Raw genomic sequence first — 19,838 nt, 5'->3', positions numbered from 1 at the left:
CCCCGCTCTCTGCGCACAATGGCCTGAGTTGTCACCACTGACAGGGTCACTTATGAGTCAAAGTCATTTCTTCGCCCATCTTTCCCGCCTTAAATTAATCAACCGCTGGCCGCTGATGCGCAATGTGCGCACGGAAAACGTCTCTGAACACAGTTTGCAGGTGGCAATGGTTGCGCATGCGCTGGCCGCCATTAAAAACCGCAAATTTGGCGGTACGGTTAACCCGGAACGCATTGCGCTGCTGGCGATGTATCACGATGCCTCGGAAGTGCTGACCGGCGATCTGCCTACCCCGGTGAAATATTTCAACTCGCAGATTGCTCAGGAGTACAAGGCGATCGAGAAAATCGCCCAGCAAAAACTGATCGACATGGTGCCGGAGGATTTACGGGATATTTTTACGCCGCTGATTGACGAGCACCAGTACAGTGATGAAGAGAAAGCGCTGGTGAAACAGGCAGATGCGCTTTGTGCTTACCTGAAATGTCTGGAAGAGCTTTCCGCCGGTAATAACGAATTTTCACTGGCAAAATCGCGGCTGGAAAAAACGCTGGCTGCGCGCCGTAGTGAGGAGATGGACTATTTTATGACGGTGTTCGTACCGAGTTTTCATTTGTCGCTGGATGAGATTAGTCAGGATTCTCCGCTTTAGTTTATATCCCCTCACCCTGGCCCTCTCCCTAAGGGAGAGGGGATGGTTTTCTCCTTCTCCCCTGGGGAGAAGGCCGGGATGAGGGGTTAAAACGGAAACAGCATCGGGATCAGCACCACGCACACCACCATCACAATTAACGTAAACGGCACGCCGATCTTCACAAAATCACTGAACGAATAATTACCCGGTCCGAGCACCAGCGTGTTCACCGGCGAGGAAACCGGCGTCATGAACGCGGCTGAGGCAGCCATTGCCACCATCATGGCGAACGGGTACGGCGACAGTCCCATCGATTTTGCCGTGGCCAGGGCGATGGGGGCCATCAGCACGGCTGTGGCGGTATTAGAGATAAACAGGCCAATCGCCGCACAGAGGATAAACAAACACAACAGCATCATATAAGGCCCGTAGCCGCCGCCGAATTCCATCAGCCCTTTCACCACCAGAGCCACCCCACCCGTTTTTTGCAGCGCCAGCGCAAAAGGCATCATGCCGACAATCAAAATAATGCTCGGCCAGTGAATCGCTTTGTACGCGCTCTGGGCATCAATGCAGCGGAATTTCCCCATCAGCATACAGGCAATAATCGCCGCGATAGGGTTAGGGATTTCGTCGGTGAGCATCAGTGCCACCATCAGTACCAGGCAAAAAATGGCATGTGGTGCCTGGCTGTGCGCGGGCGACGCGTCGCTCTCTTCAATGGGCATATTCAGCACCACAAAGTCACGCCCCTTGTGGCCGAGCACGCCGATAAGTTTCCAGTTACCGACCACCAGAAAGATATCGCCCAGTTGCAGCGGCTCGTCCACCAGCGTTCCTTCGATTGCGCTGCCGTTACGTTTTATGCCCACCACGTTCAGGCCATAGCGGGAGCGAAAGCGGATCTCGCGCACCGTTTTGCCGATCAGTTCAGAATCGGGAATTAACGACACTTCCGCCATCCCTACGTCCAGCGCCTGATCGGAGAAATATTCGCCGCGCAGCACCATCGGCTCAAGCTGCTGCTCGCTGCAAAACTCTCTGAGATCGACATCCGCTGCGGACATATCGATAAGCAGTACGTCGCGGGCGCGGAATTCGGACACCCCGTTCACGTTAACAATCACCCGGCGAAAGCGCCGCCAGCGCTCCACGCCGATGACGTTCGCACCATAACGCTCGCGCAGTTTTAAATCATCCAGCCGCTGCCCGATCATTGGTGAGCCGGGGCGGATTGCCAGACGCCGCGCCCGCCCGGTCAGGCGGTATTCTTTGATCAGATCGCGAAACGTCCGCTGCTTCCAGCCGTCACGCTGCGGGCTGTGCTGCTCGCCCTTCAGCGCAAAGCGCATCACCAGCATGTACACAATACCGAGGACCAGCACGACCAGACCTATTGGCGTGACGCTAAAGAAATTGAATCCCTCTAACCCTTCGCGGAGCAGTTCGCTGTTTACCACGAGGTTAGGCGGCGTTGCCACCAGCGTCATCATGCCGCTGATCAGCCCGGCGAAGCTCAGGGGCATCATCAGGCGCGAGGGGGAAGTTTGCATCCGCATCGACACGCTCAGCACGACGGGAATAAAAATAGCGACCACGCCGGTGGAGCTCATAAATGCGCCCAGGCCTGCCACGGTGATCATCAGCAGCACCAACATTTTGGTTTCACTGCTGCCCGCCACTTTTACCAGCCAGGAACCCATGCTGGTGGCCACGCCCGTGCGCACCAGGCCATCGCCAATCACAAACAGGGCGGCAATAAGTATGACGTTAGGATCGCTGAATCCCGAAAAGGCTTCGGCAAGCGTCAGAGTACCACTGAGGACAAAAGCAATAATTACCAGTAAAGCAACAGCATCCATGCGAATTTTGCCGGTAGCAAAGAGCAGCACGGCAAATCCCAATAAGCACAGAACCCAAATCAGTTCTCCGTTCACCACGTATCCTTGTTAAATGAGGGAATCAAAGGATTTTGCCATAAAAAAACCCCGCCTGAGCGGGGTTACATCATTGTTCAGGTATTTCTTAACACATGCGCATGGCCATCGGGCTGGCGGGTGACGGTAATTTCGGTGAGGTTTTGCAGCACGAAATCGACCTCATCCAGACGCGGCGAATTTTCCGGGGCGCTGACGGAAATCACGTGGCAACCCGCCGCCAGGCCTGAGAGGATCCCGGCGGAAGCATCTTCCACCACCGTGCAATCCTCAGGTGCCAGCCCCAGCAGTTTTGCACCTAGCAGATACGCATCCGGCTCGGGTTTACCGCGCGTGACCTGCTCTGCCGTCACGAACACCTCAGGCAGCGGCAGACCGGCTGCTTTGTGGCGCGCCCGGGCGACCGGCATAGAACCCGAAGTCACAATCGCCCAGGGGATCGCGCTTTCATTTAAATGATTAAGCAAGGCGACCGCACCCGGCAGCGCAACAATACCGGTAGTATCGCTGGCCTCGATGCTTTCCAGGCGGGTAAATTCAGCGGCGATCTCGTCTTCGCTGTGGCCCGCCATAAAATGACGCAGCGAGGTGATGGCCTGTTTACCGTGGATGAAATTCAGCACCTCATCATGCGCGATACCGAACCGATCGGCCCAGTTACACCATGCCCGTTCTACCGCAGGCAGTGAGTCCACCAGCGTTCCATCCAGATCAAACAGAAATCCTTTACACAGCACGTGCAACTCCTCAGGCATTAATAATTTGGTTAATTTCATTGCTGCTCAGATGGTACTGGCGCGGGCAGGCGTGCCAGGCTCCCAGCATCCGCTGATATTTTTCCCACATTGGCGTTTGTGCGTTAAAGCCGTGCGTCCCGGCGTCAAAATGGGTATAGCGCCCTTCGGTATTGACCATAAAGCGCACATAGCTCAGGTAACGGGATTCGGTGGCGGCATCAAAGCCGAGGAAAGTGACGCGGCGCTCGTCGATGGACTGGGTGTCTTTCAGGTTAGCCCAGGAGACGTGAAGCGCGTGGTACATCTCCATAATGTCGATAACGGTACGGCACGTCTCTTCGGGCAACTGGCCAAATTCACGATCCAGCTCGCGCATTTGCAGGCCAAAACCACGTTCAACAATAGTTTGCAGGCGACGGTAGCGCTCTGCGTTATCCGGATCGAGCATGGTCATCATTTTGTACTGATTGGATAAAATCAGACGTTGAGCATTAGTCATTTCCATCTTTCTACTCCTGTTGCGTCGCGGCAAAAAAAAGAGGCACATAAATTATGTGCCTTCTTTATATGCGTAATCGCGGGCGAATTACAAATCATCCAGGAAAGTTTTATCCAGTTGTTTGAAGGCGCGCTTAAGCGTGTCAGCGAGCGCCTGATAATCGGGCTTGCCTTCAACCGGTGCCAGCGCCTGCCCCGCTTCCTGTAATTTACCGCGTACTTCGTAAAACCAGTTCAGGATAGTCGGCGGCAGCGGCGTGACCGAGCGTTTACCTAACCACCATAACCCCTGCATCGGCAGGCTTAGCGCAAACAGCGCAGTCGCAACCGCAGGCCCGAGTTGTCCACCGAGGGCGATTTGCCAGCACAGGGTAAAGACAGCGACGGGGGGCATAAAACGGATCGCATAACGCGTGGCGCGAATGACACGGTTTTCGACAAACATGGGGGCGAGGCGTTTTTCCATGGGCCAGGTTTTGGCGTAATGCTGTCCCCGGCGAAACAAACTGAAAAAGCTGACAGGGCGATTCTCAGGTGTGGACATGGCGTTACCTCAACTTCACATATAAAAATTAAAAAATTTGTGCAAAACAACAACTGTGTATGACAACGTTCAAAATATTTTGTCATACCAGGGTGGTATCAGGTATCCTGTGCCAGCCTGAGTTGGCCATAGACGACAACTGTCGCATCGTCAATTTGCCGCTTATTCTGCCATTGCCTGAAATTTGCGCAAAATGGCATAAAATAGTCTGTATTCCTTTTCATTATGCCAAAAAAGTTAAGCTGGCATGATGTTAATCATAAATGTCAGCCTCATCATGCGCTACGCTGAGAGACTAACTGACGTTTTTTTAGCCACGTATCAATAATAGGTACTTCCATGTCGAGTAAGTTAGTACTGGTTCTGAACTGCGGTAGCTCCTCACTGAAATTCGCGATCATCGATGCTGTGAACGGTGAAGAGTACCTCTCTGGTTTAGCCGAATGCTTCCATCTTCCTGAAGCCCGCATCAAATGGAAAATGGACGGTGGTAAACAAGAAGCTGCTTTAGGTGCAGGCGCTGCTCACAGTGAAGCACTGAACTTTATCGTTAACACTATTCTGGCACAAAAACCAGAACTGTCTGCACAGCTGACCGCGATTGGTCACCGTATCGTGCACGGCGGCGAGAAGTACACCAAATCCGTTATTATCGACGACACTGTGATTCAGGGCATCAAAGATGCAGCGCCGTTTGCACCGCTGCATAACCCGGCTCACCTGATCGGTATTCACGAAGCACTGAAATCCTTCCCGACTCTGAAAGACAAAAACGTGGCTGTATTCGACACCGCGTTCCATCAGACCATGCCGGAAGAATCTTACCTCTACGCCCTGCCGTACAATCTGTACAAAGAGCACGGCGTTCGTCGTTACGGTTTCCACGGCACCAGCCACTACTATGTGACGCAAGAAGCGGCCAAAATGCTGAACAAGCCGGTGGAAGAAGTGAACATCATCACTTGCCACCTGGGCAACGGCGGTTCTGTTTCTGCTATCCGTAACGGTGAGTGCGTTGACACCTCCATGGGTCTGACCCCGCTGGAAGGCCTGGTGATGGGCACCCGTACCGGTGACATCGACCCGGCGATCATTTTCTTCCTGCACGACAACCTGGGCATGAGCGTTGATGACATCAACAAAATGCTGACCAAAGAATCTGGTCTGCTGGGCCTGACTGAAGTGACCAGCGACTGCCGTTACGTTGAAGACAACTACACCGCGAAAGAAGACGCCAAGCGTGCGATGGACGTTTACTGCCACCGTCTGGCGAAATACATCGGCTCTTACACTGCGCTGATGGATGGTCGTCTGGATGGCGTGGTATTCACCGGTGGTATCGGTGAAAACGCCGCCATGGTGCGTGAACTGTCTCTGGGCAAACTGGCCGTACTGGGCTTCGATGTTGATCACGAACGCAACCTGGCTGCCCGCTTCGGCAAGTCTGGCTTCATCAACAAAGAACGCACCACCCTTGCGATGGTCATCCCGACCAACGAAGAGCTGGTCATCGCGCAAGACGCGAACCGTCTGACTGCCTGATTCCACACCGCCAGCTAAGCTGGCGGTGCTGTTTTGTATCCCGCCACATTCGGCGGTAACGAAAGAGGATAAACCGTGTCCCGTATTATTATGCTGATCCCGACCGGAACCAGCGTCGGTCTCACCAGCGTTAGCCTGGGCGTGATCCGTGCGATGGAACGTAAAGGCGTTCGTCTGAGCGTTTTCAAACCTATCGCCCAGCCGCGTGCTGGTGGCGATGCGCCAGACCAGACCACCACCATCGTGCGTGCCAACTCCAATCTGCCTGCGGCTGAACCGCTGAAGATGAGCTACGTTGAATCTCTGCTGTCCAGCAACCAGAAAGATGTGCTGATGGAAGAGATCATCGCCCGCTACCACGACAGCGCGAAAGATGCCGAAGTGGTTCTGGTTGAAGGCCTGGTGCCGACGCGTAAGCATCAGTTCGCCCAGTCCCTGAACTATGAAATCGCCAAAACCCTGAACGCGGAAATCGTGTTTGTGATGTCTCAGGGCACCGATACCGCTGAGCAGATCAAAGAGCGTATCGAACTGACCCGCAGCAGCTTTGGCGGCGCGAAAAACGCTAACATCACCGGCGTTATCGTCAACAAACTGAACGCCCCGGTTGATGAACAAGGCCGCACCCGCCCGGATCTGTCTGAGATTTTTGATGACTCCTCCAAAGCGAAAGTCAGCAACATCGATCCGGCGCAGTTGCAACATTCCAGCGCACTGCCAGTATTAGGCGCGGTGCCGTGGAGCTTCGATCTGATCGCCACCCGTGCCATCGACATGGCGCGTCACCTGAATGCCACCATCGTTAACGAAGGTGACATCAATACCCGTCGCGTGAAGTCCGTGACCTTCTGTGCGCGCAGCATTCCGCACATGCTGGAACACTTCCGTGCAGGTTCCCTGCTGGTGACGTCTGCTGACCGTCCTGACGTGCTGGTTGCCGCGTGCCTCGCAGCGATGAACGGCGTGGAAATCGGTGCGATCCTGCTGACCGGTGCTTACGAGATGGACCCGCGCGTTGCCAAACTGTGTGAACGTGCTTTCGCCACCGGCCTGCCGGTATTCATGGTGAACACCAACACCTGGCAGACCTCCCTGAGCCTGCAAAGCTTCAACCTCGAAGTGCCGGCGGATGACCACCAGCGTATCGAGAAAGTGCAGGAATACGTGGCAAGCTACATCAACGCCGACTGGATTGAGTCTCTGACCGCGACCTCCGAGCGCAGCCGTCGTCTCTCTCCGCCAGCTTTCCGCTACCAGCTGACCGAGCTTGCTCGTCAGGCAGGCAAACGTGTTGTGCTGCCAGAAGGCGACGAACCGCGTACTGTGAAAGCCGCCGCTATCTGTGCGGAACGCGGCATCGCCACCTGTGTGCTGCTGGGTAACCCGGATGAAATCACCCGCGTTGCGGCTTCTCAGGGCGTTGAACTGGGCACCGGTATCGAAATCGTTGACCCGGAAGTAGTGCGTGAAAGCTACGTTGCGCGTCTGGTTGAGCTGCGTAAGAGCAAGGGCATGACCGAAGCCGTTGCCCGCGAACAGCTCGAAGACAACGTGGTGCTGGGTACACTGATGCTGGAACAGGACGAAGTTGACGGTCTGGTTTCCGGTGCAGTTCACACCACCGCGAACACCATCCGTCCGCCGTTGCAGTTGATCAAAACCGCACCGGGCAGCTCGCTGGTTTCTTCCGTGTTCTTCATGCTGCTGCCGGAACAGGTTTACGTGTACGGCGACTGTGCGATTAACCCGGACCCGACCGCTGAGCAACTGGCTGAAATCGCGATTCAGTCCGCAGACTCTGCAACCGCATTCGGTATCGAACCGCGCGTGGCAATGCTCTCCTACTCTACCGGTAACTCCGGCGCGGGTAGCGACGTTGAGAAAGTACGTGAAGCGACCCGTATCGCGCAGGAAAAACGCCCGGATCTGGTTATCGACGGTCCGCTGCAGTATGACGCGGCTGTGATGGCTGACGTGGCAAAATCCAAAGCGCCGAACTCCCCGGTTGCCGGTCGTGCTACCGTGTTCATCTTCCCGGATCTGAACACCGGTAACACCACCTACAAAGCGGTACAGCGTTCTGCCGACCTGATCTCCATCGGGCCGATGCTGCAAGGCATGCGCAAACCGGTTAACGACCTTTCCCGTGGCGCGCTGGTTGACGATATCGTCTACACCATCGCACTGACGGCGATCCAGTCGTCCCAGCAGCAGTAATTACTTACTGCCTGTAAAAAGCCCCTGCATGCAGGGGCTTTTTTATTGGCGTTTATCTGGCAGGCACGCGCCACCGGGCAAGGTAGATCAGAGTAATTCCCGCGCCGCCGTGACGATATCGTGCGCCGTCAGGCCATACTCTTTTTGCAGGAAATCCTGCGTCCCGACCTGACCGTAACGCTCTTTCACCCCCACGCGACGCATCGGCACCGGGCAGGTTTCCACCAGCACTTCCGCCACCGCCGACCCCAGCCCGTTGTGAATGCTGTGGTTTTCGCAGGTCACTATCCGCCCTGTTTTTTCGGCATAGTTTTTCACCAGCATCCGGTCGATGGGTTTTAGCGTAAACATGTCGATCACCGCAGCGCTCACCCCCTCCTGCTCAAGCTGACGCGCCGCCTCCAGCGCCTGCGCCACCATGATGCCGTTGGCGATCAGGGTAATGTCGGTACCTTCCCGCAGCACGTTTCCTTTGCCGATGGTAAAGGTGGAGCCCGGCGCATAAATCGTCGCCGCCTGTTTGCGGATGGTGCGAACCCAGTAAAACCCTTTCAGATCGGCGAGCTGGTTGAGGATGTCCTTAAACATCACCGCATCGGTGACTTCCAGCACCACGGAATTCGCCAGCCCGCGCACGATACCCATATCTTCAAACGACATGTGCGTGCCACCGTTGTGGCAGGCGGTGACGCCCGCGTCCGAGGCGATCACTTTGACGTTATTACGCTGGTAATCGAGCGCCATAAATAACTGATCAAAGCAACGGCGGCTGGCGAACGCGGTAAAGGTATGCACAAACGGCGAGCGCCCGGTGAGCGATAGCCCCGCCGCTGTGCCAATCACGTTGGCTTCCATAATCCCGCAGTTAACCACCTGCTGCGGGTACTTTTTATGCACGCCATCCATCGCCATCGAACTCATCAGATCCGCTTCCAGGGCGATAATGTCGCCACCAGATTCAATCTGCTCTGTCACAAACGCCGCGTAAACCTTACGCATTTCGGTGTCGTCTGTGCCTCCAGCGGGTGCAACCTTAATCATGCGCGGCCTCCAGCGTTTTAATGGTCTGATCGAGCGCCTGCTTCATCTCTTCAGTCAGGCGAAGGTGGTGTGAATTGCCAAGCTGTTCAAGATACGGAACGCCCTGCCCTTTGATGCTGTCGAGGATCACCACCCGTGGGCGCGCCTCTGCCGCCGGGCGGGGTGCAACCACCTCCAGCAGTCCGGCGATGTCATCACCTTTAACGGTAAACACGTCATAACCAAAAGAGCGGAATTTCCCCTCCAGATCGAAGGCGCAGATGATTTCATCCAGTTCGCCATCCAGTTGCTGTTTGTTCCAGTCGATAAACACCGTCAGATTATTGAGCTTATGATGGGCAATGAACTGAAACGCCTCCCAGCACTGCCCCTCGTTCAGCTCGCCGTCGCCCACGATGCAGAACACCCGGTTATCGCGCCCGGCCAGCCGGTGCGAGAGCGCCATCCCGCCCGCGATTGAAATCCCCTGCCCCAGTGAACCGGTGGTGGCGTCCACGCCGCGCGTTTTCAGCCGATCCGGGTGGCTCGGCAGCCGCGTCCCGTTCTGGTTCAGCGTCTGCAACTCCTCGATCGGGAAGTAGCCTTTGATCGCCAGCGTGCTGTACAGCGCCGGACCTGCGTGACCTTTTGACAACACAAAGTAATCGCGTTGCGGCCAGTCGGGATCGGCAGGATCAATGCGCATCACCTCGCCGTACAACACCGCCAGAGTTTCAACCACCGACATGCTGCCGCCGTAATGCCCGAATCCGAGCGTGGTCAGTGATTTCAGCGTCGCAACACGGATGTCGCGCGCAAGCATCGTCAGTTCATCAATCTTTGTCATAACTTCGCTCCGGTATTTTCCTGCGAGCCGTTATTCACAGGTTTATGTTTCGCAAATCGGTTGTATGCCACCAGCACGGCAAACAGCGCGACCACCAGACCCGTTATCGCCAGCGGCGACAGATAGCGGGCCAGATTCCCCAGCACAATCCCGATAACGCCAAAATCCGCATCCGAGAAGGTGGTGTTAGCAAAGCCGATGGCACCGAGGACCGGCAGCAGCAGCACGGGCAAGAAAGTGATCAGCAAACCATTGGCAAACGCGCCCAGCATCGCGCCGCGTCGTCCTCCGGTAGCGTTACCAAAGACACCGGCCGTCGCCCCGGTAAAGAAGTGCGGCACCACGCCCGGCAGGATCAGCACCAGTTTCATCTGACCGAGCAGGAACAGTCCCACCAGCCCGCCGAGGAAGCTGAACAGGAAACCAATCAGCACCGCATTTGGCGCGTAGGGATAGACCACCGGGCAATCCAGCGCCGGGCGGGCGTTGGGCACCAGTTTTTCAGAGAAGCCGGTAAACGCCGGGACGATTTCCGCGAGGATCAGGCGCACACCCTGCAGGATGATGAATACCCCGGCGGCGAAGGTAATGGCCTGAATGATGGCGTACACGAGGAAGTTCTGCCCGGCGCTCAGGTTGCTTTCGATGTACTCACGCCCGGCGCAGACCGCCATAATCAGGTAGATAATGATCATGGTCAGCGAAATGGAGATGGAACTGTCGCGCAGGAAACTTAAGTTTTTCGGCAGGTTCATCTCTTCTGTTGAGCGTGAACCTTTCCCGCAGACGCTGCCTATCCAGCCAGACAGCACATAACCCAGGGTGCCGAAGTGCCCGAAGGCGATATCGTCGTTGCCGGTGATGCGCTTCATATAACGCTGGGCAATCGACGGGAAGAAAGCCATCACCAGGCCCAGGATCAGCGAGCCGGTAAACACCAGTCCGACGCCTTCAAAGCCCGCCACCGTCAGGATCACCCCGATCATGCACGCCATATAGAAGGTGTGATGCCCGGTCAGGAAGATGTATTTCAGCCGGGTGAAGCGGGCCACGATAATGTTCGCCACCATGCCGAACGCCATAATCAGCGCGGTCGAGGCACCGTATTTTTCCAGCGCAATAGAAACGATCGCTTCATTGTTCGGAATAATGCCCTGGATATTAAAGGCGTGCTCAAACATGCCGCCGAGAGGATTAAGCGAGCCGACTAATACCGTCGCCCCGCCGCCGAGAACAATAAACCCCAGAATGGTTTTAACTGTGCCTTTCACGACGTCGGAAAACGATTTTTTCTGTGCCACAAGGCCAATCAGCGCAATTAAACCTACCAGCACTGATGGCACTTTCAGAATATCAACGACGAAATTCAGTGTATCGAGAATAAACATATTCGCCTCTTTCACTCAATAATTACCGGTTGGCAAAGAAAGCGGCTATTTTCGCTTCCAGCTCGTTAATATCGATAATGTTGTTGATAACCACTAACTGGCTTTCAGGCACGCTGGCGCTGGAGGCGATATCTTTCGCCATGACGAAGACATCAGCCGCACCGGGCGTGGCGGAGGAGAGATCCGAGTGCTCGACTTCAGCTTCGATATTCAGCTTTTTAAGCACTTTTTTAATATTCATTTCGACCATAAAACTGCTGCCCAGGCCGGAGCCGCAAATTGCCATAATTTTCATTATTGTCACCTTTTGTAGGGTAGAGTACAGGCGCATCACGCAGTAAATGCGTAATGTAAAACATGACTAATGCGTATAAATCAGAATCGTTGAATAATGTTTTTTATTTCCTCCCGGCTGTTTGCCTGGTGTAATTCCTCCATATCACTTTCGCTGGAAAATAATTCCGCAAGCGCGGCGATCATTTCGATATGGCTGTGTTTATCTGGCGCGGCAAGCATAATAATCAGATCGACCGGATCAAAATCCTCTGACTGGAATGCCACACCACGCTGTAATTTCAGCAGCGACAAACCTAATCCCACTGCGCCCTCTTCCGGGCGGGCATGTGGCATCGCCAGACCGGGAGCCAGAACGTAATACGGCCCCAGCGTCTCATGCTGCCTGACGATAGCGGGCACATAGTCTGCGGTGATCGTTCCGGCCACTAACAAGGGCTGTGCGCAGATTTCCAGTGCCTGTTGCCAGTCACTGACGCTCTCCAGGCATTGCAGCGTGGTGTCATTCAGCCATTTTTCCAGCACCTTGCTCTCCTCATGTTGCAGAAATGATGCACAAACTTTATGCAAGGAAAACCAAGTTAACCGTGACAATAATCACAAAGATAGCGCTATCAAAAGGCACATATCAGAAATGTGATAGCGCTATCAAATCAAAATCATTGTTGCAGATCTCAGCAAGTTCAGGGATTTCCGGCGTATACTTCGGACTACATGAGAGGATCAACTCAAAGAAAAAAACCTCTAAGATCATTGCGTTTAAGCAGGATAGAGAATGTCTATAATCCGAAAACGGCGTAATACCGGTAAAGTCACGCTGGCTGATGTGGCGCAGCTTGCGGGCGTGGGGACGATGACCGTCTCGCGCGCGATCCGCACGCCTGAGCAGGTGTCCGATAAACTGCGGGAAAAAATCGAAGCCGCCGTGCACGAGCTGGGATATATGCCGAATCTGGCCGCCAGCGCGCTGGCCTCAGCGTCGTCATGGACCATTGCGATGGTAGTGCCTAATCTCGCGGAGTCCGGGTGCTCTGAAATGTTTGCCGGGTTACAGCAGGTACTGCAACCGGCGGGCTATCAAATTATGCTGGCAGAGTCTCAGCACCGGCTGGAGCAGGAAGAAAAACTGCTGGAAACGCTGCTGGCGTCAAACCTGGCCGCCGCCATTTTACTGAGCGTGGAGCACAGCGAAACCGTGCGCCGCTGGCTGTCGAATGCCAGTATTCCGGTGATGGAAATTGGCGCAACCCGCGCCGATCCCATTGATATGAATATCGGGATTGATAACGTCGCCGCGATGCAGGAACTCACGCAGATGCTGATCCAGCGCGGCTATCAGAACATCGGTTTGCTGTGCGCTAATCAGGAACAGTGGATTTTTCAGCAGCATCTTCAGGGCTGGTATAAGGCAATGCTGCGGCATCATATGTCGCCCAACCGGGTGATTAACGCGGCGGCCCCGCCTACCTTCTCAACGGGGGCATCGCAACTGCCGGAGTTTTTGCTGGCGTGGCCGGAGCTGGACGCGCTGGTGTGCGTCTCCGATGAACTGGCCTGTGGTGCGCTGTACGAGTGTCAGCGACGGCGTATTAAAGTCCCGGATGATTTAGCGATTGTGGGATTTGGTGACAGCGATGTCAGCCGGGTGTGTCAGCCACCGCTGACGACTATTGCCGTGCCGCATCGTCAGATTGGTATTGAAGCAGGACGCGCGCTGCTGGCGCGCCTGAATGATGAGGTGTGGAGTAACAAAGCGCCGATTGCCTCAACGCTTTGTCTGCGTGAAAGTTGCTAGTTACTGCGCTTCTTCCAGCTTCGGCACGTCATTGTTGGCATTGCGGCTCATCCACAGTGCCAGCGCTTTGAGTGAATCAGGGGTGAACTCGTCACAGCGCGCGGTGATCTCTTCCGGCGTCATCCAGCTCACTTCGCTCACTTCTTCTTCCTGAAGGGCAAACGGCCCGTGTGAGACGCAACTAAACAGCGCGCCCCAGACGCGGCAGTGCTCATCTTCAAAGTAGAACTGCCCGTGCTCAGCCAGCGGTACGCCCGCAATACCCAGCTCTTCTTCCGCTTCGCGACGTGCGGAATCAATGAGCACTTCGTCAGACTGCACGACACCGCCCGCCGTGGCATCCAGCATACCCGGCATAAAGTCTTTAATTTCAGTGCGGCGCTGTACCAGGATCTTGCCCATCCCGTCGTGCACAACGATATAGGTCGCGCGATGACGCAGACACTGCGCACGCATTTGCGCGCGGCTGGCTTGCGCAATCACCTCATTGTCTTCACTGACAATATCCACCCATTCCGTACCAGCAATTTGACGTTGTTCCACCATCAGGAAATCATCTCTCTAAGCGCTCTTATGGCGCGTTTTTGGTTGAGGGGTAAGTTACGTATTAATCACTACCTGTGCAATATCGCGTTGATCATTGAGTGCGATTACGCGTAAAACGTTTTTCCCGTTGCAGACGAAGCGCTGCGATTGTCTGAACCTGCCAAAAATCCCGTCTAATAATAGCGGAATTACGGCGCTAACGCGCGCCTGAAAGCGCCACAAAACGCTGTACGGAGGAGCGCTGCCACTGGAATGCGGCGTACTCCGCCAGACGCTCTGGCACGTCATCGCCATTAAGCACCAGCCGGTTAAGCATCAGCGCCAGATCGGTATCTGCAATACACCATTCGCCGAACAAATTTGGTTTACCGTGGGCCAGTAAAAGATTCGCTGTATCAAAGAGTTTTGCTGCACTCGCCAGGCCTGCGGAACTTAACGGCGCTTTTTTAGCACCCGCGAAGACGACGTCCGTTGAGCGTTCCTCGCGGATCGGCATCAGGTCGCTGCGCAGCCACGCCTGAATTTGCCGGGCGCGGGCGCGATTTTGCCGATCGTGGGGATAAATCCGCTCCCACTCCGGCGGGGCAAATGTCTCTTCCAGATATTCAGCGATAGCCGAGGATTCACTTAATTCAAAATCGTCTACTGCCAGCACCGGTACACGACGGGTCAGCGTGTAGCCCTCCCAGCCGGGGCGCAGGTTTTCTCCCCCGGATAAATCCACGGTTTTGAGGGTAAACGGCAGCGCTTTTTCATGCAGGGCTACATAGACAGACATGACATACGGAGAAAAGTAATCCGCATCTGACCACAACGTAATTTTCGGCTCGCTCATGACTTCCTCGTTAAATGTTCGGGTTTATTTTCAAAAGTATAATGTCTTGTGCACGCTGTCACCTGCGGAAAACTCATACAGCGACGAGTGCGCCTATACTTCTTTGCAAGGCTTTTGCCATGACAGGAGTTGACATGATCGATCTCTATTACGCCCCAACGCCAAACGGACATAAAATCACGCTTTTCCTCGAAGAAGCGGAGCTGGATTATCGCCTGATCCGCGTGGATATCAGCAAAGGCGATCAGTTTCGCGCCGACTTTCTCGAAATCTCCCCGAACAACAAAATCCCGGCCATTGTCGATCACACCCCTGCCGACGGAGGTGCGCCGCTGAGTCTGTTTGAATCCGGGGAAATCCTGCTTTATCTGGCGGAAAAAAGCGGCAAGCTGTTAAGCGGCGAATTGCGTGAGCGCCACCGCACACTCCAGTGGCTGTTCTGGCAGGTCGGCGGGCTGGGGCCGATGCTTGGGCAAAATCATCATTTTAATTACTTTGCGCCGAAACCCATTCCCTACGCCATTGAGCGTTTTCAGGTGGAAACCCAGCGACTTTACAGTGTGCTGAACGCGCGACTTGAGCGCGTACCCTGGCTTGGCGGCGAGCATTACAGCATCGCAGATATCGCGGCCTGGCCGTGGGTCAACGCCTGGGAGCGCCAGCGCGTCGATCTCAATAATTACCCGGCGGTCTATAACTGGTATGAGCGCATCCGCACGCGCCCCTCAACAATACGCGCCATGCAAAAAGCACAGCAAATTTAGGCGCAAACCTCGTGTATGATAGCGCGGCTTATTACAAGAAGGAGCTATTCAATGTCACAGCCTGACGCCATTATCCGTATCAAAAATTTGCGCCTGCGTACCTTTATCGGCATTAAGAATGAAGAGATCGCCAATCGCCAGGACATCGTGGTGAATGTGGTGATCCACTATCCGGCCGATAAAGCCCGCGCCAGCGAAGACATCAACGATGCGCTGAATTACCGGACGATCACCAAAAGCATTATCCAGCACATTGAAAATAACCGTTTTTCGCTTCTGGAAAAATTAACTCAGGATGTGCTCGACATCGCGCGGGAACACCACTGGGTAACCTATGCTGAAGTGGAAATCGATAAACTTCACGCGCTGCGTTACGCCGACTCCGTTTCGATGACGATGAGCTGGCAACGCTAAGCGCAACCGGGAGGTTGCATGCGGATCTTGATTACCGGCGGCACGGGCCTGATAGGCCGCCATCTTATTCCACGTCTGCTGGATCTGGGGCATACGGTTACCGTGGTAACCCGAACCCCGGACAAGGCGCAGGGGGTGCTGGATGCCCGCGTTGTGCTGTGGAAGGGGCTGAATGACCGGCAAAACCTGAATGATATTGACGCGGTGATCAATCTGGCGGGCGAGCCTATCGCGGATAAACGCTGGACGGAAGCGCAAAAACAGCGTTTATGTAACAGCCGCTGGCAGATCACGCAGAAGCTGGTCGATCTGTTTCATGCCAGTGAGACGCCGCCCGCCGTGCTGATTTCCGGTTCCGCCGCAGGCTACTACGGCGATCTGGGCGAAGTGGTGGTGACGGAAGAAGAACCGCCGCATAACGAGTTCACCCATAAACTCTGTGCCCGCTGGGAGCAAATTGCCTGCGGTGCACAGAGCGATCGCACCCGCGTCTGCCTGCTGCGCACCGGGGTGGTGTTTTCCCCGAAAGGCGGGATCCTCGCCAAAATGCTGCCGGTTTTTCGCTTAGGTCTGGGTGGCCCTATCGGTAGTGGCCGACAATATCTGGCGTGGATCCATATCGACGATATGGTTAACGGCATTCTCTGGCTGCTGGATAACGATCTGCGCGGCCCGTTCAATATGGTTTCACCCTACCCGGTGCGTAATGAACAGTTTGCCCACGCGCTGGGCCATGCGCTGCACCGCCCGGCGTTTATGCGCGCGCCAGCCACCGCCGTGCGCCTGATGATGGGCGAATCGGCGGTACTGGTGCTCGGCGGCCAGCGCGCGCTGCCCAAGCGTCTCGAAGATTCCGGCTTTGGCTTCCGCTGGTACGATCTGGAAGAAGCGCTGACGGACGTGGTGCGTTGACCTGCTAATATTCGTAGCGCCCTGCCCGCCATTCCGGTGTTAAGGTATAACCCTGTTCACCGGAATGGCGATGGCAATGATCACTCTGACAACTCCGCGACTGACTCTCTCCCCTTTTCAGGAAGCCGACTGGCCGTTCTTTTTACGCCTGCGTCAGGACAGCGCCATCATGCGGTATATGGCTGACATCACCTCTGAAGACGCTATTCGCCAGGTATTTAACAGCCGTCTGCTGGATGGGGGCGCGTTTGTGATCCGCCGGAAAGACGAGGAGACACCGCTGGGGGATATCGGCCTGCGTATCAGTACGCAAAACCCGCAGGAAGCGGATGTGGGTTACAGCGTGGCGACTCACGCTCAGGGCTCAGGCATCGCCAGCGAAGCGCTACACGGCATCTGCCAGTATGCGTTTGCTGAGCGCGGCGTGACGGCACTTAACGCCTGGGTGCTGGCGGAGAACACCGGCTCAAAGCGGGTGCTGGAGAAACAGGGATTTGTGCAGGTGGATGTGCTGCATAAAGTGTACCGGGTGAATGGGGTGTTTCATGACGATTGCGTGTACCGGCTGGTGGCGTGCGATTTTAAAGGCGTGCTTTCACCCTCACCCTAACCCTCTCCCTGAGGGAGAGGGGACAGATTGAGCGCGATCCCGGCTTTCGCTCTCCCTGAGGGAGAGGGAATAGAGCCGCCCTTCTCCCTCTCCCATGGGGAGAGGGCCGGGGTGAGGGGTTACTTCAACGACCCTTTCAAAAACTGCTGCAAACGCGGGCTTTGCGGATTATCGAACACCGCTTCCGGTCTGCCCTCTTCTTCAATCTTGCCCTGATGCAGGAAAATCACATGGGTAGAAACGTGGCGGGCAAAGCCCATCTCGTGCGTTACCACCACCATGGTTTTCCCCTCTTCCGCCAGTTGCTGCATGATGCGCAACACTTCGCCCACCAGCTCAGGATCCAGCGCCGAAGTCGGCTCATCAAAGAGTAAGACTTCCGGCTCCATCGCCAGCGCGCGGGCAATGGAAACACGCTGCTGCTGACCGCCAGAGAGATGCACCGGGTATTTCGCCTGAGCGCGCTCGTCGATGCCGACTTTCGCCAGATACTTCACTGCCCGGTCGCGGGCTTCCTGCTTGCTTAGCCCCAGCACCTGAATCGGCGCTTCCATGACGTTTTCCAGCACCGTCATGTGGCTCCACAGGTTGAAATGCTGGAACACCATCGTCAGGCGCGTGCGCAACAGACGCAGTTGATGCTTATCCGCCACCTTGAGCTGGCCGTCTTTATCCCGCACCAGGGTAATGTTCTGGCCGTTCACAACAATCGTGCCTTCGCTCGGCTTTTCGAGGAAGTTTATGCAGCGCAGAAACGTACTTTTCCCGGAACCGGACGAGCCGATAATGCTGATCACATCCCCCGCGTTCGCCTGCAACGAGACGCCCTTCAGCACTTCGTGTTCGCCGTAGTGTTTGTGCAAATCAGTTACGTTTAATTTGTTCTCAGACATCGTTTTCTCAGTGCGTCGAAGAAGGTTTCACATGCTGCAACCAGCGCTTTTCCGCCTTGCGGAATAAGCTAATCAGCACATAAGAGATAATCAGATACAGCACCGCCGCAATGCCAAACGCGGTAAAGGGCTGATAGGTCGCCGAGTTAATATCACGGGCGATTTTCAGCAAATCCGGCACCGTGGCGGTAAACGCCAGCGCCGTGGAGTGCAGCATCAGGATCACTTCGTTGCTGTAGGCGGGCAGCGCAATGCGCAGCGCCGACGGCAGAATAATAGAGCGGTACATTTTGAATGACGAGAAGCCATACGCCCGCGCGGCTTCAATCTCGCCATGCGGCACCGAGCGGATGGCACCGGCAAAAATTTCCGTGGTGTATGCGCAGGTGTTGAGCGTTAGCGCCAGCACCGTACAGTTCAGACCGCTGCGGAAAAAGGCGTTGAGCAGCTCCGTGCCTTTGACAATCTCAAGGGTGTACATGCCGGAGTAAAACACCAGCAACTGCACGTACAGCGGCGTGCCGCGAAAAATATAGGTAAACAGCCAGATGGGGAACCAGACAAATTTATTGCTGGAGACGCGCCCGATAGCCAAAAAGACCGCCAGGATGCCCCCCATTATCACGGAGGTGATCAGCAGCCACAGGGTGATCGCCACCCCGGTAAAACGGTAGCCATCGGTCCACAACAGGGACTGCCAGTACTCCTGAATAATCTCGATCACAGGTCAGCCCTCTTCACACCCACGGAGTAGCGACGTTCGAGAAGAAGCAGCACACCATTGGACACCGTCGTAAAGACCAGATAAATCAATCCGCACACCACCGCAAAATAGAACGGCTCCCAGGTGCTTTTCCCGGCAAGCTGGGTAGCTTTGACCACATCTTCCAGTCCGAGCAGCGACACCAGCGCGGTGGCTTTTAAAATCACCTGCCAGTTGTTGCCAATGCCTGGCAGCGCATAGCGCATCATGGCGGGGAACAGGATCCGACGAAACGTCTGCCCGCCGGTAAAACCAAACGCCGTCGCCGCTTCAATATGGCCTCTCGGCACCGCCATAAAAGCGCCGCGAAAGGTTTCCGTGAAGTACGCGCCGTAGATAAAGCCGAGCGTAATAATACCGGCCACCATAGGATCGATATCAATTTGCCCCATGCCAACGGCATCGGTCAGGGTGTTGAGCACGATTTGCAGACCGTAAAAAATCAGCAGCATTAACACCAGATCCGGCACGCCACGGATAAGCGTGGTGTAACCCTCAAAGATGATACGCAGCAGACGGTTGCCGGACAGCTTTCCGCCCGCCCCGATAAGGCCTATCAGCACCGCCAGCACCACGGAACTGAGCGCCAGTTCCAGGGTGACCAGAGCACCTTGTAAAATAACTTGAGAAAACCCGTACAGCATGCTG

The 19,838-nt window shown here is 55.4% G+C and carries 22 protein-coding genes; 8 read left to right on the top strand and 14 right to left on the bottom strand.

Going from position 1 to position 19,838, the window contains the following annotated elements:
* Positions 1-52: 52 nt before the first annotated feature.
* Entirely contained in the window at positions 53-652 is a 600-nt protein-coding gene (gene yfbR, locus BM373_RS01250) for a 5'-deoxynucleotidase (protein ID WP_090458521.1), read from the top strand.
* 86 nt (positions 653-738) lie between these two features.
* Here yfbR and BM373_RS01245 read toward each other — a convergent pair whose 3' ends face one another.
* The 4 genes from BM373_RS01245 to yfbV form a co-directional block, all read right to left on the bottom strand.
* On the bottom strand, positions 739-2,571 hold the full coding sequence (locus BM373_RS01245; RefSeq protein WP_090458519.1) for an SLC13 family permease: 1,833 nt from the start codon (positions 2,569-2,571) through the stop codon (positions 739-741).
* Positions 2,572-2,648: 77 nt separating this feature from the next.
* Positions 2,649-3,326, bottom strand: coding sequence for a sugar phosphatase (locus BM373_RS01240; RefSeq protein WP_090458517.1), 678 nt, complete (start codon positions 3,324-3,326; stop codon positions 2,649-2,651).
* Positions 3,319-3,813: a YfbU family protein gene (locus BM373_RS01235; protein ID WP_090458515.1), complete on the bottom strand. Its 495-nt coding sequence runs from the start codon at positions 3,811-3,813 to the stop codon at positions 3,319-3,321. Before BM373_RS01235 ends, BM373_RS01240 begins: the two co-directional genes overlap by 8 nt.
* An 81-nt stretch (positions 3,814-3,894) precedes the next feature.
* On the bottom strand, positions 3,895-4,350 hold the full coding sequence (gene yfbV, locus BM373_RS01230) for a terminus macrodomain insulation protein YfbV (protein WP_090458513.1): 456 nt from the start codon (positions 4,348-4,350) through the stop codon (positions 3,895-3,897).
* Positions 4,351-4,689: 339 nt separating this feature from the next.
* Here yfbV and ackA point away from each other — a divergent pair, with 339 nt between their 5' ends.
* Positions 4,690-5,892, top strand: coding sequence for an acetate kinase (gene ackA / locus BM373_RS01225; RefSeq protein ID WP_090458510.1), 1,203 nt, complete (start codon positions 4,690-4,692; stop codon positions 5,890-5,892).
* Positions 5,893-5,967: 75 nt separating this feature from the next.
* Positions 5,968-8,109, top strand: coding sequence for a phosphate acetyltransferase (gene pta / locus BM373_RS01220; RefSeq protein WP_090458508.1), 2,142 nt, complete (start codon positions 5,968-5,970; stop codon positions 8,107-8,109).
* 87 nt (positions 8,110-8,196) lie between these two features.
* Here the strand turns inward: pta and BM373_RS01215 are convergent, their stop codons facing one another.
* The 5 genes from BM373_RS01215 to BM373_RS01195 form a co-directional block, all read right to left on the bottom strand.
* Positions 8,197-9,150, bottom strand: coding sequence for a transketolase family protein (locus BM373_RS01215; RefSeq protein WP_090458506.1), 954 nt, complete (start codon positions 9,148-9,150; stop codon positions 8,197-8,199).
* Positions 9,143-9,976: a transketolase gene (locus BM373_RS01210; protein ID WP_090458504.1), complete on the bottom strand. Its 834-nt coding sequence runs from the start codon at positions 9,974-9,976 to the stop codon at positions 9,143-9,145. Before BM373_RS01210 ends, BM373_RS01215 begins: the two co-directional genes overlap by 8 nt.
* Complete coding sequence (locus BM373_RS01205) at positions 9,973-11,364, bottom strand: PTS ascorbate transporter subunit IIC (RefSeq protein WP_090458502.1); 1,392 nt, start codon at positions 11,362-11,364, stop codon at positions 9,973-9,975. Before BM373_RS01205 ends, BM373_RS01210 begins: the two co-directional genes overlap by 4 nt.
* A gap of 22 nt (positions 11,365-11,386) precedes the next feature.
* Positions 11,387-11,659 carry a PTS sugar transporter subunit IIB gene (locus BM373_RS01200; protein ID WP_090458499.1) on the bottom strand — a complete coding sequence of 91 codons (273 nt, stop codon included), beginning with the start codon at positions 11,657-11,659 and terminating at the stop codon, positions 11,387-11,389.
* Positions 11,660-11,739: 80 nt separating this feature from the next.
* A complete protein-coding gene (locus BM373_RS01195) occupies positions 11,740-12,183 on the bottom strand; it encodes a PTS sugar transporter subunit IIA (RefSeq protein WP_090458498.1) in 444 nt (147 codons plus the stop codon).
* Positions 12,184-12,433: 250 nt separating this feature from the next.
* Between BM373_RS01195 and BM373_RS01185 the strand changes: the two genes are divergently transcribed.
* A complete protein-coding gene (locus BM373_RS01185; RefSeq protein WP_090458493.1) occupies positions 12,434-13,453 on the top strand; it encodes a LacI family DNA-binding transcriptional regulator in 1,020 nt (339 codons plus the stop codon).
* Here the strand turns inward: BM373_RS01185 and yfcD are convergent, their stop codons facing one another.
* Both yfcD and yfcF read right to left on the bottom strand, forming a co-directional pair.
* A complete protein-coding gene (gene yfcD, locus BM373_RS01180; protein ID WP_090458490.1) occupies positions 13,454-13,999 on the bottom strand; it encodes an NUDIX hydrolase YfcD in 546 nt (181 codons plus the stop codon).
* A gap of 196 nt (positions 14,000-14,195) precedes the next feature.
* On the bottom strand, positions 14,196-14,834 hold the full coding sequence (yfcF, locus tag BM373_RS01175) for a glutathione transferase (RefSeq protein ID WP_090458487.1): 639 nt from the start codon (positions 14,832-14,834) through the stop codon (positions 14,196-14,198).
* Between the two features lie 134 nt (positions 14,835-14,968).
* On the opposite strand from yfcF, the gene yfcG reads away from it, so the two are divergent.
* The 4 genes from yfcG to BM373_RS01155 all read left to right on the top strand — a co-directional run bounded on the left by yfcG (position 14,969) and on the right by BM373_RS01155 (position 17,534).
* On the top strand, positions 14,969-15,598 hold the full coding sequence (yfcG, locus tag BM373_RS01170; protein ID WP_090458485.1) for a GSH-dependent disulfide bond oxidoreductase: 630 nt from the start codon (positions 14,969-14,971) through the stop codon (positions 15,596-15,598).
* Between the two features lie 51 nt (positions 15,599-15,649).
* Entirely contained in the window at positions 15,650-16,012 is a 363-nt protein-coding gene (gene folX / locus BM373_RS01165) for a dihydroneopterin triphosphate 2'-epimerase (RefSeq protein ID WP_090458483.1), read from the top strand.
* An 18-nt stretch (positions 16,013-16,030) separates the two neighbouring features.
* Complete coding sequence (locus tag BM373_RS01160; RefSeq protein WP_090458481.1) at positions 16,031-16,924, top strand: TIGR01777 family oxidoreductase; 894 nt, start codon at positions 16,031-16,033, stop codon at positions 16,922-16,924.
* 76 nt (positions 16,925-17,000) lie between these two features.
* On the top strand, positions 17,001-17,534 hold the full coding sequence (locus BM373_RS01155; protein WP_090459940.1) for a GNAT family N-acetyltransferase: 534 nt from the start codon (positions 17,001-17,003) through the stop codon (positions 17,532-17,534).
* Positions 17,535-17,653: 119 nt separating this feature from the next.
* Here BM373_RS01155 and hisP read toward each other — a convergent pair whose 3' ends face one another.
* The 3 genes from hisP to BM373_RS01140 are packed head-to-tail and all read right to left on the bottom strand — an operon-like array spanning position 17,654 to position 19,834.
* On the bottom strand, positions 17,654-18,427 hold the full coding sequence (hisP, locus tag BM373_RS01150; RefSeq protein WP_090458480.1) for a histidine ABC transporter ATP-binding protein HisP: 774 nt from the start codon (positions 18,425-18,427) through the stop codon (positions 17,654-17,656).
* Between the two features lie 7 nt (positions 18,428-18,434).
* Positions 18,435-19,151, bottom strand: coding sequence for a histidine ABC transporter permease HisM (hisM, locus tag BM373_RS01145; RefSeq protein ID WP_090458478.1), 717 nt, complete (start codon positions 19,149-19,151; stop codon positions 18,435-18,437).
* On the bottom strand, positions 19,148-19,834 hold the full coding sequence (locus BM373_RS01140; RefSeq protein WP_090458477.1) for a histidine ABC transporter permease HisQ: 687 nt from the start codon (positions 19,832-19,834) through the stop codon (positions 19,148-19,150). The genes hisM and BM373_RS01140 overlap by 4 nt, the downstream gene beginning before the upstream one ends.
* Positions 19,835-19,838 lie beyond the last annotated feature (4 nt).

Origin of the sequence: Enterobacter sp. kpr-6, from assembly GCF_900116015.1 — a bacterium.
Lineage (GTDB): Bacteria > Pseudomonadota > Gammaproteobacteria > Enterobacterales > Enterobacteriaceae > Enterobacter_D.
This window is presented reverse-complemented; position numbering and strand designations above follow the sequence as displayed.

What these genes read in the sequence shown, in the direction of transcription:
- yfbR (WP_090458521.1), top strand. Translation starts at nt 53, where the DNA reads ATGAGTCAAAGTCATTTCTTCGCCCATCTTTCCCGCCTTAAATTAATC.
- BM373_RS01240 (WP_090458517.1), bottom strand. Translation starts at nt 3,326, where the DNA reads ATGCCTGAGGAGTTGCACGTGCTGTGTAAAGGATTTCTGTTTGATCTG.
- BM373_RS01235 (WP_090458515.1), bottom strand. Translation starts at nt 3,813, where the DNA reads ATGGAAATGACTAATGCTCAACGTCTGATTTTATCCAATCAGTACAAA.
- yfbV (WP_090458513.1), bottom strand. Translation starts at nt 4,350, where the DNA reads ATGTCCACACCTGAGAATCGCCCTGTCAGCTTTTTCAGTTTGTTTCGC.
- ackA (WP_090458510.1), top strand. Translation starts at nt 4,690, where the DNA reads ATGTCGAGTAAGTTAGTACTGGTTCTGAACTGCGGTAGCTCCTCACTG.
- BM373_RS01215 (WP_090458506.1), bottom strand. Translation starts at nt 9,150, where the DNA reads ATGATTAAGGTTGCACCCGCTGGAGGCACAGACGACACCGAAATGCGT.
- BM373_RS01210 (WP_090458504.1), bottom strand. Translation starts at nt 9,976, where the DNA reads ATGACAAAGATTGATGAACTGACGATGCTTGCGCGCGACATCCGTGTT.
- BM373_RS01205 (WP_090458502.1), bottom strand. Translation starts at nt 11,364, where the DNA reads ATGTTTATTCTCGATACACTGAATTTCGTCGTTGATATTCTGAAAGTG.
- BM373_RS01200 (WP_090458499.1), bottom strand. Translation starts at nt 11,659, where the DNA reads ATGAAAATTATGGCAATTTGCGGCTCCGGCCTGGGCAGCAGTTTTATG.
- BM373_RS01185 (WP_090458493.1), top strand. Translation starts at nt 12,434, where the DNA reads ATGTCTATAATCCGAAAACGGCGTAATACCGGTAAAGTCACGCTGGCT.
- yfcD (WP_090458490.1), bottom strand. Translation starts at nt 13,999, where the DNA reads ATGGTGGAACAACGTCAAATTGCTGGTACGGAATGGGTGGATATTGTC.
- yfcF (WP_090458487.1), bottom strand. Translation starts at nt 14,834, where the DNA reads ATGAGCGAGCCGAAAATTACGTTGTGGTCAGATGCGGATTACTTTTCT.
- yfcG (WP_090458485.1), top strand. Translation starts at nt 14,969, where the DNA reads ATGATCGATCTCTATTACGCCCCAACGCCAAACGGACATAAAATCACG.
- folX (WP_090458483.1), top strand. Translation starts at nt 15,650, where the DNA reads ATGTCACAGCCTGACGCCATTATCCGTATCAAAAATTTGCGCCTGCGT.
- BM373_RS01160 (WP_090458481.1), top strand. Translation starts at nt 16,031, where the DNA reads ATGCGGATCTTGATTACCGGCGGCACGGGCCTGATAGGCCGCCATCTT.
- BM373_RS01155 (WP_090459940.1), top strand. Translation starts at nt 17,001, where the DNA reads ATGATCACTCTGACAACTCCGCGACTGACTCTCTCCCCTTTTCAGGAA.
- hisP (WP_090458480.1), bottom strand. Translation starts at nt 18,427, where the DNA reads ATGTCTGAGAACAAATTAAACGTAACTGATTTGCACAAACACTACGGC.
- BM373_RS01140 (WP_090458477.1), bottom strand. Translation starts at nt 19,834, where the DNA reads ATGCTGTACGGGTTTTCTCAAGTTATTTTACAAGGTGCTCTGGTCACC.